Here is a 17,754-nt window from a genome sequence, read left to right on the forward strand (position 1 = left end):
ATACGCCGCCCGATACAACAAGAAATACAAAAGAAAAGGATATCTTTTCCGGAGCAGATTCAAATCAGTTCTCTGCCAGGATCAGGACTACGCAGTTCAGCTCATTAAGTACGTGCATCTAAACCCTTTAAGGGCTGGGATGGTCAAGTCCCTTGAGGAACTAAAAGACTGCCCATTGTGCGGCCATGGATTCCTTATAGGCAAAGAAGATGCACCAGGAGAAAAGTTTCAAAGCAGAGAAGAAGCACTGTGCTTCTTCAGCGACGAAAAAGAAAATGCTGTCTCAGCTTATATGGAATCCATGTCACAGAGCTGCAACTGCGAAGATATTAAAACAGCCGGTAAAATGTCTGAAACCGAGATAACCGAAATAGCCCGCTCCTGCAAAGGATCACCTGCGGTAATTGGGGATCCCGAATTTGTAAAGAATGCCTTGGAACAGTACAAAAAGCATCTGAGCAGAATACATCGAAAAGTCGATTATCCCCATGTATTAAAGAAAACCTCAATTGAGGTTTGCCAGGAGTACGACATTACTGAAAGCGACCTTATGAAACGGGGAAGAAAGAACAAAAGATCTCAAGCCCGTGCTGATTTCTGCTATCGTTCTCATGTGATGGAGCTTATTCCACTTTCGGTCATTGCTGAATTTCTTAGGGTCACCATCTCCCCCATCGCTGTTCTGGTTAGTAAGGGAACGCCTGAAGATACTGAGGACAAAACTGTAACCTGCGTACAAACGGTTTGTTCAAGTTAATTCCGGGTTTCTTCTGATTTGGTCTTCTTAAAGAGTAGTTCTTCAGTTGCACCCATGTGCCACAGAAAACAATTCTGAGTAGATAATTCAGATTTGAGGGAATCTGCTTCTCGCCATCGAATTCAGATGTGAATATCTGAGTGGAAAGCTATTTCAGCTCTTTACAAAAAGCATTTCCTAAGGGACAGACTACTTTTTTACTAAAAATTCTGGTCGGATCACCTGCTAAAAGGAAAAAAAATAGTCCGTCCCCAAAAAAAAAGAGGAAAAAAGCAGTCTGTCCCCAACCTCAATGCGCCCCCTTACCCGTAAGCACAACCAAAAACGTCCGCAACAATATCTTCAAATCCAAATTCAAAGACATGTTCTCAAAATAGTAAAGATCATATATCACCTTCTGCTTAACATCCTCTATCGAAGAATCATATTTATGCTTCACCTGGGCCCATCCCGTTATACCCGGCTTCATCTTTATACGCCGCACATACCAGGGGATCTCCTTCTTCAACTGCTCCACGAAAAAAGGCCTCTCCGGACGGGGACCCACCAGACTCATCTCACCCTTTAAAACATTTATAAACTGCGGGATCTCATCCAAACGCGTCTTCCGGATAAACCTGCCCACAGGTGTTATTCTGGGATCATCTTCCGATGCCCATTGAGGGCCACTGTACTTCTCCGCATCAGAATACATTGAACGAAACTTGTACATCGTAAAATTTTTCCCGTTACGCCCGACACGCGTCTGCTTATATATCGCAGGCCCGCTCGATGTCATCCGGATAATCGCTGCCAGGGCAAGCCAGAACGGAGCACCAATTGACAAAATAGCAAAAGAAACCACTATATCCATCAGCCGCTTTATCTGCGCCTCCCAGGACGGCATGTGGTCCTGAAGAAGCACCATCAGCGGCACTCCAAAAATCTGATGTGTCTTTAGGTGCCCCGATATGACATCAATAAGAGATGGCACCATGTAGATATCTACCTTTATGTCACCGCAATACTCCAGAATCTTCTGAATCTCATTAGGAGAGGTACTCACATGTGCAATTATCAATCCCCCGACTTTCTCTTTCTTTACAACTGCGGGTATATCGGAATAAATCCCCCAGACACGATACTCCTCGAAAACAGACCCTTCCTTCCGTCCGTCATCGTCTATAAAACCCACTACCTTGTAACCAAGCTGCGGATATTTTGACAAATCCTTCACCAGACGCGATCCCGATTCATTCGCACCGATAATGATGACATTCGTGACCGCAATCCCGCGCATAAACATCATCGCCAGTATCGTATGCATGGTCATCCTGTTTGCAGCCGCAAAAAAAAGCATGCACGAACCATACGTCAGGAGAATGGCGAATTTGGTACGGGTAAGAAAGACCCAGATATCTCCGGTATTGACAAAGTCCATTATCTGTGAGGCACTGGTGACAAGAAACAGCAGAAACAATCCTATAAAAACAGTACGCGCCACCACAAACAACTCGTCAAGACGGGACTCCTTGTACCAGTCTCTGTAAAGACCTGTAAGAAAAAAGAGAATAACCCACAAGCCGGATACAATAATTGATGGCTGGAGGTATGATGCCAGATCGAGATATGGATTGTAAACCTCAGGGAAAAGATTTGATTTGTAGCGAAGCCAGAATGCCGTGAAAAAGGCAATGTTGATAGACAATACATCGAAGAAAAAGGTAATCAGTTTTTCAAAAAACCGCACAGCCATTCTGGTATCCTTTGATAAAGGATTCAAAAAGCTCTGCTCCGGTCAGCAGTTTCTCGCTCTCAGCATCCTTTTCAGTGTATCTTTTGACAGTACCGGCCTCTATGCCCCTGCCGCATATTGCATAGGGAACCGGTCCGGAGGCATGTGTCTTCAGAGAAACAGGTGTGGCATGATCCGGAGCAACCAGAATACGCATATCATTTCTCTCTTCCTGAAAACGGATCATCTCTCCCACAACATACCTGTCAAACTCCTCGATGGCCTGAACTTTCTTCTGTAAAGACCCCTCATGTGAGGTCTCATCTGGCGCCTCCACATGCAGATACACCAGATCCTCGCTCTCAAGCGCCTCTATCGCGGTTGCCACTTTACCAGTGTAGTTTGTCCCCAGATACCCGGTAGCACCCTGTACAGAACGAATCCGCAAACCTGCCAGTGCCCCAAGCCCTTTAACCAGATCAACCGCGGAAATAACCGATCCGGTAATTCCAAAACGTTCACCAATCAAAGGAAGTTTCACCGCCTGTCCCTGACCCCAGAGCCAGATATCGGTCACAGGCGGCTTTCCCGATGCCACACGTTTCCTGTTCTCCTCGCTTGACGCAAGCACTTCATGCGCACGCTCCATAAGCGAAACTACAGTCTCTGTCCCCGGACCGGCCGGAAGAAAAGGAGCAATGGCTTTGTCGGTGATATCATGTGGCGGAGTACAGTTCAGGCCCTTTGGGAAAGATGAGATCACTACCAGATGACGATAGCTTATCCCGGGATAAAAACGCACCCTTTCCGATCTTAACTTTTCATCGAGTTCACAGATGATCTTTGCCGCATCTTCGGTCTCGATATGACCCGCGGAATAGTCAACCATGTGTCCGTCAATGATTGTCACAAGATTACACCTGAAAGCGGTGTCGTCCTGGGAAAGCTTCACACCCATACTCGCGGCCTCAATCGGTGCCCGGCCGCTGTAATAGAGTGCAGGATCGTAACCCATAAGCGACAGATTGGCAACATCACTTCCCGGCTTCAGACCCTCAGGAATAGTTGAGACCCGGCCGATTCTGCCTTTTGAAACGATACTGTCCATATTTCTGGTGTCGGCATAATCCAGCGGAGTCCTGCCTCCAAGCTCATCTATGGGAAAATCCGCCATCCCGTCCCCGACCAGTATCGCATATTTCATCCTCATGCATCAACCCCGCCGCTTCTCCAAGGTATTTATTATATCCGTAACTGTATCTTTCATATTGTCAATTCCTATAACCCGGTCGTGACGAACCTCTCTTTCACGAAGTCTGTCAAGTCCCCTGTGAACAGGCATTCCGGAAAGCCGGGAAAGCCTCTCTATGGACTCAAACTCATCCTCACACCTCTTCCCCTCGATACTGCTGAGTACTTCACAACTGAATTTAAAGGGACTTGCTGTAGAAGCGATCACCGTATGAGCATCAATATCTTTCATACGCCTGCACAGAGCAGTTCCCACTGCGGTGTGAGTGTCAAGTACATAGCCGGTTTCTCTGTAAAAATCCCTGATAGTGGAATGTACCTCTTCCTCATCCACCCAGCCATAGAGAAGCATCGAGTCGATCCGCGACTTCAGTTCCATTCCGATTTTGAACTCCCCGAAACGGCCAAGGGAATCGTACCACGAGATCACCTGTGAACTTTCGTGACCATTTACTTCGTAAAGAAATCTCTCCAGATTGGAGGAGATAAGAATGTCCATCGATGGAGAAGTTGTACGATAAAATTCCCGGTTGGCATTGTACTTACCTGTGCTGAAGAAATCAGAAAGTACACGGTTTTTATTTGAGGCACAGATCAGTTTCCTTACCGGCAGCCCCATCATCCTGGCGTAATAAGCCGCCAGTATGTTACCAAAATTTCCGGTCGGCACGCAGAAGTTGACAGGTTCTCCGTTCTGAATCTTTTTTCGTTCAACCAGAGTCTGGTAAGCGTAAAAATAGTAGACTATCTGGGGACAGAGCCTTCCCCAGTTGATAGAATTCGCAGATGAAAACTCAAATCCCCTTCCGGAGAGTGCTTTACGCAGGACTGCATCGCTGAAGATACGCTTTACACCCGTCTGGCAGTCGTCGAAATTTCCCTTTACTGCCACAACCCAGGTATTGTCCCCGTCCGTAGTGGCCATCTGCAGTTTCTGTATCTCGCTTACTCCACCGTGAGGATAAAAAACTATAATAGAAATTCCCTCCCGGTTTCTGAACCCCTCCAGAGCCGCTTTTCCGGTATCTCCCGAAGTGGCCACCAGGATAACAGTGTGAGACTTGTTGCCTGTTTTTTTCCTGGAGACATCCATAAAACCCGGCATTATCTGAAGGGCCACATCCTTGAATGCGGCAGTCGGCCCATGCCACAATTCCATGATAGAAAGATCGGATGATGGAGAAACAATATCAATCACCGAATCGGTATCAAAAGTAGTACTGTTATAAGCCTGATCGATGCACCTGTGGAGCTCATTTGCAGAAAAGTCAGCCAGAAAAGGCATCAGTATCTTTTCCGCCATTTCCCTGTAAGAGCATTTTCCCGTAAAATCAACTTCCGGATGAGGTATAGTTGCGGGGACAAAAAGCCCCCCCTCTGGAACCATTCCCAGGCTTATGGCCAGGGAGGGAGAGACAGGGTCAGAATTTCCTCTCGTGCTTATATATTTCATGAATTCCCCACAGTTTAACTCTCGATACGAATAACCTGTGTTTTATCTTTTATAATATCCAGTTTTTCGATTCCCGCAACAGAATCGCGTATGCCCTTTTCCGAGGCAAAATGCGTCAGAATGATAACCGGAACACTTCTGTCCTCGTATCCCTCTTTCTGCATCACCGAAGCGATAGAAATTCCATGTTTTCCCAGTTCAGATGTAATCGAGGCAAGCACTCCCGGCTTATCGATGACAGTAAAGCGGAGATAATACCTGGTTTTAATCTCGTCAATTGGCTTTACAGACACTTCTCTTTTACTGGAATAATGGTTCATGGGGATCCGCACAGGAGAAGACCCGGCGATATTCCTTGCTACATCCACGATATCACTTACAACCGCTGAGGCGGTTGGAAGCTCTCCGGCACCCTTTCCGTAAAGAAGGATCTGCCCGACCGAATCTCCCTCCAGCAGAACAGCATTGTAGACATTGGATACAGAGGCCAGGATATGGTCCGCATGAAGCATGGCCGGATGCACCCGGACATCGAGCCGGTCATCACTGCTGCCCCTCTTTATGATACCCAGAAGTTTGATTGTATAACCAAGCTCACCTGCAAACCTGATATCCTCAGCACTGATCGAGGTAATTCCCTCCCGGTAAACTTTATCAAAGGGGACATAGCCGTTACTTATAAGAGAGGCAAGGATAGCAACCTTGTGCCCTGAATCGCCTCCGCTTATATCGAGCGTAGGATCCGCCTCCGCATATCCTCTGGCCTGAGCATCTTTCAGTACATCACTGAACGGAAGACCCTCGGCAGTCATTTTTGTCAATATATAATTACATGTCCCGTTTATAATCGTCTTTACAGAGAGCAGATTGTTTCCTGCAAGTCCCTCTCTTATCGCCTTTATTACAGGCATCCCTCCACCCACCGATGCCTCAAAGTAGACGGAAACGCCATTGTTCTCGGCACACTCGAATATTTCGGGCCCCCGCTCAGCAATAAGCGCCTTGTTGGCAGTTATCACATGTTTCTTTCTTCTGAGAGACTCCATTACCAGGTCGAACGCAAAACCCTTCCCCCCGACCAGTTCTATAACCACCTGAATCGACTCGTCGTTAAGAATATCATCAGCGCTGGCAGTACAGATCGCATCCCCTACCGGAAGCCCCTCAAAACGCGATACATCCTTATCCGCTATTCTGGCAAGGCGCACAGAAAGTCCCAGTTCCTTCCTGAAAAAATCCGCCCGCTTAGACAGGACCTTTACGACACCTCCGCCCACTGTACCTGCACCAACCAGTCCGATTAAAATCTCCTTCATTCCCCTTTACCTCCCAGCCCGGTTTCAGAAAACTTTCAATACTGCAGGTTTCCCGGTTTTTCCGGGCAGATATGAAATTTCTTCTGCCGTCACCCAGGCACTTACTTTATTTCCCGGTATAATTTTTTCTGGATCAGCAGGACAGCCGGCAGGCTACTCTTCGTTGAACTTCTTCTCGAACAATGCCGCAATAGCGTTTACCGCATCCTCTTCATCTTCACCGGATGCCCGTATAGTAACCTTGGAATTGTATGCTGCAGCAAGCATCATTACACTCATAATGCTCTTTGCATCTGCTGACGCGCCATCCTTGATCAGCCATAAACTCGATTTGAATTTCATGGCTGTTTGAACTATCATCGATGCGGGTCTGGCATGTATTCCCAATGAATTAATGACTGTTATCTGCCGCTCTTTCATAATTTTTATTTTTTTTCTTTTTACCAAACCCCAGCTTTATCCTAAGTTTCAACGCATCATCCCGTACTTCATTTACCAGAGTGTCAAGGTTAGATACAGTAGTTTTGAGCTCCCTGTAGAAATCATCATCCTTGACAAGCTGACCAATGGTTCCTCTGCCATTCTCCACATCGTTCATTATGTTCTGAACAGAAACGGTCAGAGACTCTACTCTTGCAGCTATTGAAAGAGTATAAGATGTCAACTGTTCACCGTTTGCCATTATGGCATCTATATGCCCGCTGTTTTTATCAAGCAATGATTTCAGGTCCGCAGAAGCGGTGTTGAGATTCCGGATACTGTTGTCGATCAATGGACGGTTTTTGACAACCAATGACTGTGCCACTTCGGTGATAGTATCTAATCTGTCTACAAGCACCTCAAACAGAGACAGGAAAGCCGTATCACCAACCGTACTCTCGACTATGGAACTGACATTTCCTGCCAGTACCTGCACCTCACCCAGAACCTCACCCAGAAGTCCCATGGCTTCAGCAATTCCGGTATCAAATTTACCCCTGATAAATGTGCTGTCTTTGCGGGTATTCGCAGGAATCGGTCTGCCCTGCCGGGATAGTTGCACACCTATTCCCCTCTCTCCCATCAACCCGATATTCTGAACTGAAAAAAGACAGGAATCAGTGAGAGGAACACTCTGATCGATATTCATTACAACCGCAACATCACTACCGCGAAGATAAATAGAGTTAACTGCACCCTTAGTCACCCCGTTTACCATCACAGGATCTCCCACCTGAAGAGTTCCTACAGTGGGAAACAGTACCGAATAGGAAACCATCTTTGAAGATACTGAAACCTCTTTCAGCCACAAAACTCCAGCGATCAAGATCACAAGAGAGATAAGGATGGATCCACCAACTATCAGATCCATGTTAGACTTCTTCACACTGTTTCCTTTCGGCTCAGTACCTCATCCCTGAAACGGTACTGGTTCTTTCGCAGAAAAGAGAAAATAATTTTCGCCCACCTCAAATTACCCAAGAGGTATGCAAGTTAGTTCTGTATCTGAATCGTCTGGGTATTCTGTGCGGATTTTCGGATACAAAAAAGGACATAATCATTTTCTCTAATCTTTAATCGCTTACATTGACCAGCAATTACCACTTGATAACAACTACCCTCACACGAATTCTTACACCTTTTCCGCCTTGTGGTTCTTTATCTTCTGGTTCAGCTTCTTAAGCTGCCTCTCTGTTTTAGACAAAGCGTCATCGATCGCCTTTCCAATGTTGTCCGCTTTAGCCACAGCAACAAGCTGCTTACCCTGTGTATTCATTGTGATCTCTACCACCTTGTCAATACGCTCACTGTCCAGTACAACATGGCATGATGTAATCTTATCGAAATACTTCTCCATTTTGCTGAGTTCTGCAGTGATAGTCTCTTGAAGCGCCTGAGATGATTTACCGTGACGAGAGGTGATCCGAATCTCCATTATGTCACATCTCCTTCTGAAAAATGGTTAAGTACTTATAATCAAAAAGACTCTCTCCCACCTCAGGGCGGGAAAGATTCTTTTTCAGATACTTCTATATAGTAACATATGTACAAGATAAAGAGTAGTCCTATGATTAGATTCCCGGAAAAAACTCCCCCGCACGGTAGGAGCTTCTTACAAAAGGTCCGGAAAAAACAGAAACAAATCCCATTTCCTTCCCAAGTACTGAATACTTCTCGAAAATCTCCGGTTTAACATACTCCACAACCGGAGTCTGATCAGGTGATGGACGAAGATATTGACCAATAGTAAGAACAGTGCATCCATTGTCCCTTAAATCCTGCATCACCTCAAGAACCTCACTCTCACTCTCTCCCAACCCCACCATCAAGCCCGACTTTACCACAACACCGTGTGTAGATGCTCTTTTCAACACTGAAAGAGAACGGCTGTAGAGAGCCTGAGGACGCACTTTCTTATAAAGAGAAGGAACAGTCTCAATATTGTGATTAAAAACATGGAGGCCCGAGCCGGCAACACGATCTATGGAATCCCACTTTCCCTGAAAATCAGGGACAAGAATTTCTATTGTTACCTCTGGCAGTTCATCCCTGAACAATTTCACTATTTCCACAAAAAAGGATGCCCCACCATCACTGAGATCATCCCTGGTTACAGATGTAATCACAACATGCCTGAGATGCAGTTCTTTTGCAGCCTGAAGAACCCTTAAAGGCTCACCTGGATCCAGTGCAGCAGGCTTTCCATGTGTGACACTGCAAAAGGAACAATCACGGGTGCAGGTATCACCCATAACCAGAAACGTTGCTACACCCCTGGAATAACATTCGCTTCTGTTGGGGCATTTTGCCTCTCTGCAGACCGTATGCAGGCCTCCCGCCCGGATCTGCTCCAGTACCTTATTCTGCCTTCCAGAATACCCAATCGGCCGCTTCAGCCAGGAGGGAAACGAAGGGGATTCATTTGAGGATAATCGCGGCAATTTTTCCTTTGCTCCAGGCTCAAAAGTTTTAGTCCACACTCAACCCGCGAATTCAGTTAATATAAAATACGTCTTGATTGCCACACAGATTCATCTATGTTATACGATTTCCTCATATTGTTTATGATACACCATAGCTGTAACACCACAACTGCTTGCTTTAAAGTTCGGGGTCGGTATCGGAATCGGAATCGAATAGTTATGCCCAATAGCTCCATGAGTTAATTCTGTGATTTAACACCTTAAATCACGATTTAATACCAGATATATTCTCAGTTGGGATGTCAGCATCGATACCGATGCCGATACCGACCCCGATAAAGAACAGGGTTTTTAAATGTAGATCAGGGGGCGATCAAAGCAGAGTCATTCATATTTCTGACGTAAACGGGCAGGAAGAATCTTCATCTGTTCCCGGTATTTTGCCACTGTGCGACGCGCCACAGAAAGATTTTCGCTGGAAAGGATATCCGAGATTTTCTGATCGGAAAGCGGTTTTTTGGTACTTTCCGATTCCACCAATTGACGGATGCGGTTTTTGATACGTTCAGAGGAAATATCGGCACCCTCCTCATCACGGCCTACTGCCTCTGTGAAGAAGTACTTTAGTTCGAAGATCCCATGTCGGGTCTGAACGTATTTGTTGCTTGTGACTCTGCTGACAGTTGAGATATGCATATCCACCATATCAGCTACATCCTGAAGTTTGAGAGGAGAGAGATTTGGTGGACCTTTTTCAAAAAAATCGGTCTGCCGCTCAATAATAGCATACATCACCTTGAGCATGGTGGTTTTACGCTGTTCGATTGAACGGATAAACCAGGTTGCACTGTTGAATTTTTCCCGGATATACTTCTTGACATCCCGCTTGGCATTACTGCCCCGCTTGATAAGATTAGCGTAGGACTTGTTGATATGCAGCATCGGGACAGAACGATCATTGAGCATCACCACAAACTTGCCATCTATCTTCTCAACAATCAGGTCAGGAATGATAGTTGAAGGTTTGTCGGGGTTGTACTGATAGCCGGGCTTGGGATTGATTGTTTTTGGGGTCTCGATAGCCTCCTGAACCTCACGTGGCTCAATTCCGAAGTGACGAGAGATTTCAGGGATTTTAAGCTTTTCAAAAAGATCCCAGGTTTCTTCCACAATTCTCATGGCAAGAGAATCCTTCTGGTCTCTCTTGCGTAGCTGAAGTATCATGCACTCACGCAGATTGCGGGCTCCCACACCGGGAGGATCAAGTGTCCAGAGCAGATGAAGAGCTTCCTCTACCTCGAATACTGAGGTCTGGGTGTAATCGGCAATATCCTGCAGCGGAATCCTGAGATAACCGTCGGTATCGAGACTGCCAATTAAAAACTGGACAAGCAGCTTCGTTTTCTCTGGAAGCTTTCTCTCATCAAGTTGATTATTCAGATGTTCCTCAAGAGTGATCTGATAGACCGGGGTAGGCTCATAACGGTCTTCGTTTCTGTCAACCTCTTCATTGTAGGAATAACCGAGATCAAAACCCTCCTCCAGGTACTCTTCCCAGTCAATCGAATCCTCGTTTATATCTAACTCTTCTTCCTCTTTCTGTTCCTTTTCCTCTTTTGCGTCCTCCTGCTCCCCAATCTCATCGATCTCTGTATCCAGATCATCCTCTGCTTCCAGAACAGGATTCATCTCCAGCTCGGTCTTGAGCAACTGTTCCAACTGAAGTGTGTTCACCTGCAGAAGTTTCAGAGACTGGATCATCTGAAATGAGAGCTTCTGCTGAAGCTTCAGTGACATGTCCAAGCCAAGATTCAAACAATCCTCCTTGAATTTACCTTAAACCCTAAACCCGGATTATCCGGGTTAAAAAATGATTTCCCGTTTTAACCAGAGAAAAAGATTTTTATCGTTACTGTATCCAAATTATTCCAATGCGAAGTTTTTCGGATACAGAGTATAAACCTTTTTTCACATAGAGATTATACATCACATTTCGTGCCGAAGTTGGGAATATTAATTCTCCCCTCACTACGGCCATAAAAGTCGCAACAAGAATATCAACAAAAAGTATGCCACTTGGGATCAAATAGGTCAATCGAGTCGGAAATTTTGTCCCAGATATATCCTGCGGGCTTCCGGGTTATCCGCAAGTTCCCGCGCTGTTCCGGAAATGAGAATTTTTCCGGCATTCATAATATAAGCCCTGTCCGTGATCCGCAAAGTCTCCCGGACATTGTGGTCTGTGATCAAAACACCATAACCCTTGTTGCGTAACTCATGCACTATGCTCTGGATATCCTCAACAGCAATAGGGTCCACCCCTGCAAACGGCTCATCAAGAAGAATAAAATCCGGCTTTATTGCTAAAGCACGCGCGATCTCAACTCTCCTGCGCTCTCCCCCGGAAAGCATATACCCCAGACTCTTCTCCAGATGTGCCACATGGAGCTCCTCCAGAAGCTCGCGCATACGTTTTTTCCTCTCCCTGGCACTCATCTTTTGATACTCAAGCACCGAAAGAATATTGTCGGCTACAGAGAGCTTGCGAAAAATAGAGGGTTCCTGAGGAAGATACCCTATTCCCATTCTGGCTCTTTTATACATGGGCTTTTTCGAGATATCTGTATTGTCAAGAAATATCTTCCCCTTGTTCGCCCGTATCATCCCCACTATCATATAAAAGGAGGTTGTCTTTCCGGCGCCGTTTGGCCCCAGAAGACCCACAATCTCCCCCTGATTTACCTTTATCGATACTCCATTAACAACATGCCTTTTATTATAGGTCTTTACCAGACCCTCGGTTCTGATCTCCCTCACTTTACGCTCAGAACTTAAACCCTTTGTTTTTTCCGTTATCTGAAGGCTCTGCTCAGTCATATCCCTCTCTTACATTCCACGGGGAAAATATACTCCCCTTGCCCTTCCCGCAAGAGTCAGCAATGAGGCCTTGCCCTTGCGAAAAGCCACAAGTATGCTGTCTCCACTGGCCTCATTTGTTCCGCTGTTGTCATCTTCTTCTATATAGTATTTGCTCCGGGCATTGCCCCAGATTTTTACCCTGTCCACATTCCCCCTCTCCGCAAAAGACATCAGCATCACCTTTCCGGATGCCTCATTAACCAGATCAGGTTTATTGGATGTAAAATACTTGCTTAGTGCCTTTCCATACGACCACAACGTATCCAGCATCCCTGAATCGGAAACTGTCATGTAAAGACTGTCACCCCAGACATGCGTATATCCGGTATCATTTCCTGCTCCCGAAGTATCCACATAAAACCCGTGAGAATGTCCCGTCACAAGAGCACTTCTTAATGTCTCCTTCCCAAAGACAAGATCTATGGAATCTCCGGTTACCTGATGCATTTCATAAGTCACCCTGGGATTGCCCCTGAGTTGAGCCGAATTAGTCTCTGTAAAGTAATGCGCAAACCTGCATTTTGATGTAAGCGGGCCCTTGGTGATTTTCACGCTGTCTTTCACTGTTGCCCTCTTGAGAGAATCGGAATAGCTCATAGTTATTCCGCTTATGGTCAGTGTTTCAGATGCAGTAGTATCGAACCGGATCATCCTTGGATTACCGCGCAGGATGAAATTGCGGTTTTGCACATGATACTCGGCCTCTTTACCAGTAAGACGAGTCTGCTCCAGTGTATCAAAAAAATCAAATTTCCCCTTCGCAGTTATCAGGTTCGTCTTCCTGGTGAAATGCATCCTGTCACAGGTAAGAGTCGATGCGCCACGGGTAACCTTCACCTGCTTGCGGAAATCAACCATTCCCTCATTGCGCCACCACGTCGCCTCATCAGAACGTATCCTGATATCATCGTATGTAAAAACAACATTACCTTTCAGGATGCTTACAAATTCACCACCGGAAAAAGTATTCTCATTACTGTTTGCCGATTCCAGAACTAAAGTGGGAGATTTTCTCTCCCCGGCGGCGGCAAAAACCGTAATGGGCATTATTATCCCGGCACAGAAAACAGCAGCCATCAAAAGCAGGTAAAATCTAAAACACCTGTTCCTCATTGCTCTCCATGCGCTCTTTAAAATCGGGAAACTTTCCACTTACATCAGACTTGAATGAAAATATCGAGAAGTCCTCCACGGCATCAAGACCTTTACCCCTGAGGACATCTCCCTTTTTAGTCTCAATCTGGACAAATGTATCAGACTCCACTTTCCTTCGTCCCTTGTTCCACCAGAGCCTCTCGGTCCGTATCACCAGGGAATCCCTTGCCCTGATAAAAACATTGCCCCACACAATGAAACTCTCCATCGAACCATCCGTACTCCCGGAATCGGAAAGTACCCTGGTGGTAGCGTTTCCAACGGAATCAAACATCGTCAGTCTCACTGGGGTCACCAGAATATGACCGGTATCTGTTATAGGTTTACGCATTATCTCCGATTCAAGCTTCCACTGAACATAATCCTTGTTATAAAAATACAGTGCAGCCTGTCCGAATTCCTGAAACGGCACCTCGATTCCCTCGTTTGAAACCGGGAGTGATTCTTTTTTCCCTGAACAGGAAATCACAATCAGAAAAAGCACTGAACTTATGAAATACATTCTACTGTTCATTGTCCATTCCTGACTTCATGTTCCCTGCTCTTCCACCTTCTGTGCATCCAGACCCACTGCATGGGATTCTTCTTTATAGCTTCACAGATCAGATCATTTGCCGTTTCCACATTCTTCACCAGGTCCGCCTCAAAATCCCCGGTATCGAGCATCTTGAGCTCATTACTGATGTTTACATAATGGGTGTTATCACCGCAACGCCAGGTTGTGACCACAAATGCGGGAATACCCATTTTCATGGCAAGCTTGACCGGTCCCGACGGAGTAAAAGCTGGATGACCCAGAAATGGCGCAAACACCCCTTCGACACTGGTATCCTGATCTATAAGCACTCCAAAAGCCTTTCCCTCCTTCAGGAATCGCACGATTTTCATGGTATTTCCCGAACGGTCAAGGTATTCTATATTGTGTCCGGACCTGGTCTTTCTGATCAACTGCTCAAGCCGCGGCTCAAACATCTTTCTTCCAATCGCAAAACTTCTGTAACCGTGAATCGCAAAAAAATGAAGCAGCATCTCAAAACAGCCCAGGTGAGCAGTTATGACTATCACTCCTTTTCCTCTGCGATAGGCCTGGTCAAATTCCCCAAGTGAATTGTACCTTACAATGCGATTGAAATCATCCTTCTCCAGCCTGGAGAGATATACCATGTCAAAGAGATTCTTCCCCAGTTCACGGTAGACTCTTCTGGCATTCATTTGGATCTGCTCCTCATTCCATTTGTCACCGTAGATAAAGCGCAGATGTTCGATTGTACGCTTTTTGTCTACGCCGGTCAGGTGAAACGCAAATCTTCCAAGAACTCCGAAGAGACGAATACCGAACCTGCGGGGAAGCTTCGTTACAAGATAGTACGCTGCCTGAGCACCGCGATAGATAAGCCCGTTCTTTAATCTTTTAAGTAAAGGTTTTTTTTTCTTACGGGTCATCTCCGCTATACCCTGCGCTCCACACTGATTTTCACTGTCATCCCTTCGACCTCCACCTGTTCGGAAGACCCGTCTTCAGGCAGACTGTAAAGAAGATCGAGAGCAAGAGTCTCGGTGCTGACATATTCGCGGAATTTCTCCAGAGCCTCCTTAAGCTCCCCGGGACACTCACAGCGGATTACGATCCTGTCTGTCACATTCAGCCCGCTGCTCTTACGAAGATTCTGTACCCGGTTAACAAACTCCCTGGCCATTCCCTCCTGTCTAAGCTCATCGTCTATTTTGGTATCCAGCGCAACTGTAAGCTCTCCCAAAGTCTCTACCTCGATCCCCTCAAGCTTTTTACGCCTGATCTCAATATCCTCGAAGCACAGATCATGCTGGAGCACAGTGATCTTATTACCCTTCTCGAGCTCCACGATTTTTTCAGGAGTAAAAGATTCGATCTCCCGTGCCGCCTCTTTCATCTTAGGGCCGTAAACCTTCCCCAGCCTCTTGTAATTAGGCTTGGCAGAGATCGAGACAACCACTTCCTCCCTTGTATCGAAACGCACCTTCTTTACATTCAGTTCCTCTCTTATGAGAGATTCCATGGTTTCCAGGAGATCCTTTTTCCGGACATCGCGCACAATCACGGTAAATTCCCTCAACGGCTGGCGCGTTTTTATCACAAACCTGCTCCTCAATGCCCTGCCCATCGATACTGCCTGGCGCACCAGACTCATCTTGAGATCGAGTTCTTCATCGGTGGCTCCGCTGCGGGCCGCAGGAAACTTTGACATATGCACACTTTCAGGAGCACCCGGAATCTTCCCTGCAACCAGGTTGCGGTAAATTGCCTCGGTAAGGAACGGAAGAAAAGGAGCCATCACTTTTGAAAACTCAACCAGCACATAATAGAGCGTCTTGTAAGCGATGTCTTTATCCTGGTCGTTTTCGCTTTTCCAGAACCGTCTTCTGCTGCGGCGGATATACCAGTTTGTAAGATTGTCGATATAATCCACCAGAAGCGGTACCACTTTGTAAAGATTATACTGTTCCATTTCCCTGTTTACCGACTCCACAGTGTCATTTAACAGGGATATTATCCAGCGGTCAAGTTCTGTTCCTCCCTCCGGAGCCGACATATCCTCCGGTACCCATCCGTCAACATTAGCGTATGTAACGAAAAAGGAGTAGGCGTTCCAGAATGGAAGCAGTACCGCCCTTGACATCTCCATCACTCCTTTTTCGGAGAACCGCAGGTCCTCTGCCTTGACAGCAGGGGAATTGATCAGAAACAGCCTGAGCGCATCGGCACCGAGCTTATCAAGCACTTCCTGAGGAGGAGCATAGTTTCTGAGTCGTTTGGAAAGCTTCTTTCCGTCCTCGGAGAGAATAATCCCGTTCACTATCACATTCTTGAACGCCGGCTTGCTGAAAAGGGCAGACCCCAGAACAGTCAGCGTATAAAACCATCCCCGGGTCTGATCGAGTCCCTCGGCTATGAAATCAGCAGGAAAGTTAGCCTCGAATCTCTCCCTGTTCTCAAAAGGATAATGCATCTGGGCATAAGGCATAGATCCGGATTCAAACCAGCAGTCGAGCACTTCCGGAGTACGTTTCATCACCTTACCGCACTTCGGGCATTTTATCTCGAGCTCATCTATCACATGACGATGAATGTCATCTGGACTGATTGTAACTTCTGTCAGTCTCTCCGCCCAGGATACATCAAGCCCGGTCTGCGCCAGCCTGCTGCCGCTCTCCTCCCTGAGCATCTTCCCGATTCTCTCCGCTGCTTCAGCATGGGCCCTTTTTCCAGCCTCCTCATCCCCGCCTCCGGCGAGTCTGCGCAATTCAGAAAGTCCTCCCACACACTCGGTATGACCGCACTCGCAGATCCAGACCGGAATAGGAGTTCCCCAGTAGCGGTTTCTTGAGATATTCCAGTCCGGAGCACTCTCAATACCCTTGCCGAATCTTCCATTCTGAAGATGAGATGGTACCCAGTGTATAGACTGGTTGTTTTGCAGCATGTTCGGTTTGAGCGGCTCTATCTTCATGAACCAGGTTGTTATCGCCTTGTAAATAAGTGCCGTATCGCACCTGTAACAGAAAGGATAACGGTGTGTTATGGTCGAACGCTGGATCAGACGTCCTCTTTCTTTAAGATTCCTGATGATCTCATCATCCGCCTGGTAAACAAGTCTTCCTTTCCATTCAGGGATCTCATCCGTGAACTTTCCCTCATCGTCAACCGGGCATACAATCGGCAGCTTGAGCCGCTGCCCCACCTGAAAGTCATCCTCTCCGAATGCCGGAGCTATATGCACTATTCCGGTACCGTCTTCTGTGGAAACAAAGTCAGCAGTTGTCACATGAAAAAAGCGCGGGTCTTTATCTTTGAAGTATTCAAAGATCGGCGCATACGCAACGCCCTCGAGACTGCTTCCAGGGAACTTCTCCAGAACAGTATACGCGGAAGGATCTTTAAAATAAGCACTCAGGCGATCCTCTGCGAGAATGAAAGTGTCCTCACCGGCTTTGATTTTGACATAGGTAATATCGGGACCCACTGCAAGCACCACATTCGATGGAAGTGTCCATGGAGTGGTTGTCCAGACCAGGATCTTTGTCTGCGGCTCTTTAACAAGAGGGAATGTCACTGTAATGGATGGACCGGTTGTATCCTTGTATCCCTCGTTGACCTCAAAATTGGAAAGCGGAGTCGCGCATCTGGGACAATAGGGCTGAACCCGGAAACCACGGTAGATAAGCTCGTTTTCCCAGATCTTTTTGAAAACCCACCAGATACTTTCCATGTAAGGAGGATCCATGGTGCGGTACTGATGAACGAAGTC

The 17,754-nt window shown here is 46.6% G+C and carries 15 protein-coding genes; 1 reads left to right on the forward strand and 14 read right to left on the reverse strand.

The features are described 5' to 3' along the window. Positions 1-139 precede the first annotated feature (139 nt). Complete coding sequence (locus GX089_05950; protein ID NLP02016.1) at positions 140-757, forward strand: hypothetical protein; 618 nt, start codon at positions 140-142, stop codon at positions 755-757. A gap of 289 nt (positions 758-1,046) precedes the next feature. Here GX089_05950 and GX089_05955 read toward each other — a convergent pair whose 3' ends face one another. The 14 genes from GX089_05955 to GX089_06020 form a co-directional block, all read right to left on the reverse strand. Next, on the reverse strand, positions 1,047-2,492 hold the full coding sequence (locus GX089_05955) for a sugar transferase (protein NLP02017.1): 1,446 nt from the start codon (positions 2,490-2,492) through the stop codon (positions 1,047-1,049). Next, the gene (locus GX089_05960; GenBank protein ID NLP02018.1) at positions 2,473-3,675 is read right to left on the reverse strand and encodes a cofactor-independent phosphoglycerate mutase; all 1,203 of its coding nucleotides are present in this window, start codon (positions 3,673-3,675) and stop codon (positions 2,473-2,475) included. The genes GX089_05955 and GX089_05960 overlap by 20 nt, the downstream gene beginning before the upstream one ends. 9 nt (positions 3,676-3,684) lie before the next feature. Beyond that, on the reverse strand, positions 3,685-5,175 hold the full coding sequence (locus GX089_05965) for a threonine synthase (GenBank protein ID NLP02019.1): 1,491 nt from the start codon (positions 5,173-5,175) through the stop codon (positions 3,685-3,687). 14 nt (positions 5,176-5,189) lie between these two features. Further along, positions 5,190-6,491 (reverse strand): homoserine dehydrogenase, encoded by a 1,302-nt coding sequence (locus tag GX089_05970; GenBank protein ID NLP02020.1) that lies wholly within the window; start codon positions 6,489-6,491, stop codon positions 5,190-5,192. 153 nt (positions 6,492-6,644) lie between these two features. Further along, a complete protein-coding gene (locus tag GX089_05975; protein NLP02021.1) occupies positions 6,645-6,911 on the reverse strand; it encodes an HPr family phosphocarrier protein in 267 nt (88 codons plus the stop codon). Beyond that, entirely contained in the window at positions 6,883-7,857 is a 975-nt protein-coding gene (locus tag GX089_05980) for an MCE family protein (protein NLP02022.1), read from the reverse strand. The genes GX089_05975 and GX089_05980 overlap by 29 nt, the downstream gene beginning before the upstream one ends. Before the next feature lie 246 nt (positions 7,858-8,103). Further along, on the reverse strand, positions 8,104-8,406 hold the full coding sequence (gene raiA / locus GX089_05985; GenBank protein NLP02023.1) for a ribosome-associated translation inhibitor RaiA: 303 nt from the start codon (positions 8,404-8,406) through the stop codon (positions 8,104-8,106). 136 nt (positions 8,407-8,542) lie between these two features. Next, complete coding sequence (gene lipA, locus GX089_05990) at positions 8,543-9,451, reverse strand: lipoyl synthase (GenBank protein NLP02024.1); 909 nt, start codon at positions 9,449-9,451, stop codon at positions 8,543-8,545. 327 nt (positions 9,452-9,778) lie between these two features. After that, entirely contained in the window at positions 9,779-11,209 is a 1,431-nt protein-coding gene (gene rpoN / locus GX089_05995) for an RNA polymerase factor sigma-54 (GenBank protein NLP02025.1), read from the reverse strand. Between the two features lie 276 nt (positions 11,210-11,485). Further along, positions 11,486-12,271: an LPS export ABC transporter ATP-binding protein gene (gene lptB / locus GX089_06000; protein NLP02026.1), complete on the reverse strand. Its 786-nt coding sequence runs from the start codon at positions 12,269-12,271 to the stop codon at positions 11,486-11,488. Between the two features lie 9 nt (positions 12,272-12,280). Further along, the gene (locus tag GX089_06005) at positions 12,281-13,426 is read right to left on the reverse strand and encodes a hypothetical protein (GenBank protein ID NLP02027.1); all 1,146 of its coding nucleotides are present in this window, start codon (positions 13,424-13,426) and stop codon (positions 12,281-12,283) included. After that, positions 13,407-13,982, reverse strand: coding sequence for an LPS export ABC transporter periplasmic protein LptC (lptC, locus tag GX089_06010; GenBank protein NLP02028.1), 576 nt, complete (start codon positions 13,980-13,982; stop codon positions 13,407-13,409). The genes GX089_06005 and lptC overlap by 20 nt, the downstream gene beginning before the upstream one ends. Beyond that, positions 13,979-14,911 (reverse strand): hypothetical protein, encoded by a 933-nt coding sequence (locus GX089_06015; protein NLP02029.1) that lies wholly within the window; start codon positions 14,909-14,911, stop codon positions 13,979-13,981. The genes lptC and GX089_06015 overlap by 4 nt, the downstream gene beginning before the upstream one ends. Before the next feature lie 5 nt (positions 14,912-14,916). Next, the coding region (locus GX089_06020; protein ID NLP02030.1) for an isoleucine--tRNA ligase at positions 14,917-17,754 on the reverse strand (2,838 nt) is incomplete at its 5' end.

Origin of the sequence: Fibrobacter sp. (genome assembly GCA_012523595.1) — a bacterium.
Lineage (GTDB): Bacteria > Fibrobacterota > Chitinivibrionia > Chitinivibrionales > Chitinispirillaceae > JAAYIG01.

Excerpts from the sequence above, each read along its gene's own strand:
- GX089_05950 (NLP02016.1), top strand. The coding sequence starts at position 140 with ATGGTCAAGTCCCTTGAGGAACTAAAAGACTGCCCATTGTGCGGCCAT.
- GX089_05955 (NLP02017.1), bottom strand. The coding sequence starts at position 2,492 with ATGGCTGTGCGGTTTTTTGAAAAACTGATTACCTTTTTCTTCGATGTA.
- GX089_05960 (NLP02018.1), bottom strand. The coding sequence starts at position 3,675 with ATGAAATATGCGATACTGGTCGGGGACGGGATGGCGGATTTTCCCATA.
- GX089_05965 (NLP02019.1), bottom strand. The coding sequence starts at position 5,175 with ATGAAATATATAAGCACGAGAGGAAATTCTGACCCTGTCTCTCCCTCC.
- GX089_05970 (NLP02020.1), bottom strand. The coding sequence starts at position 6,491 with ATGAAGGAGATTTTAATCGGACTGGTTGGTGCAGGTACAGTGGGCGGA.
- GX089_05975 (NLP02021.1), bottom strand. The coding sequence starts at position 6,911 with ATGAAAGAGCGGCAGATAACAGTCATTAATTCATTGGGAATACATGCC.
- raiA (NLP02023.1), bottom strand. The coding sequence starts at position 8,406 with ATGGAGATTCGGATCACCTCTCGTCACGGTAAATCATCTCAGGCGCTT.
- lptB (NLP02026.1), bottom strand. The coding sequence starts at position 12,271 with ATGACTGAGCAGAGCCTTCAGATAACGGAAAAAACAAAGGGTTTAAGT.
- GX089_06005 (NLP02027.1), bottom strand. The coding sequence starts at position 13,426 with ATGAGGAACAGGTGTTTTAGATTTTACCTGCTTTTGATGGCTGCTGTT.
- lptC (NLP02028.1), bottom strand. The coding sequence starts at position 13,982 with ATGAACAGTAGAATGTATTTCATAAGTTCAGTGCTTTTTCTGATTGTG.
- GX089_06015 (NLP02029.1), bottom strand. The coding sequence starts at position 14,911 with ATGACCCGTAAGAAAAAAAAACCTTTACTTAAAAGATTAAAGAACGGG.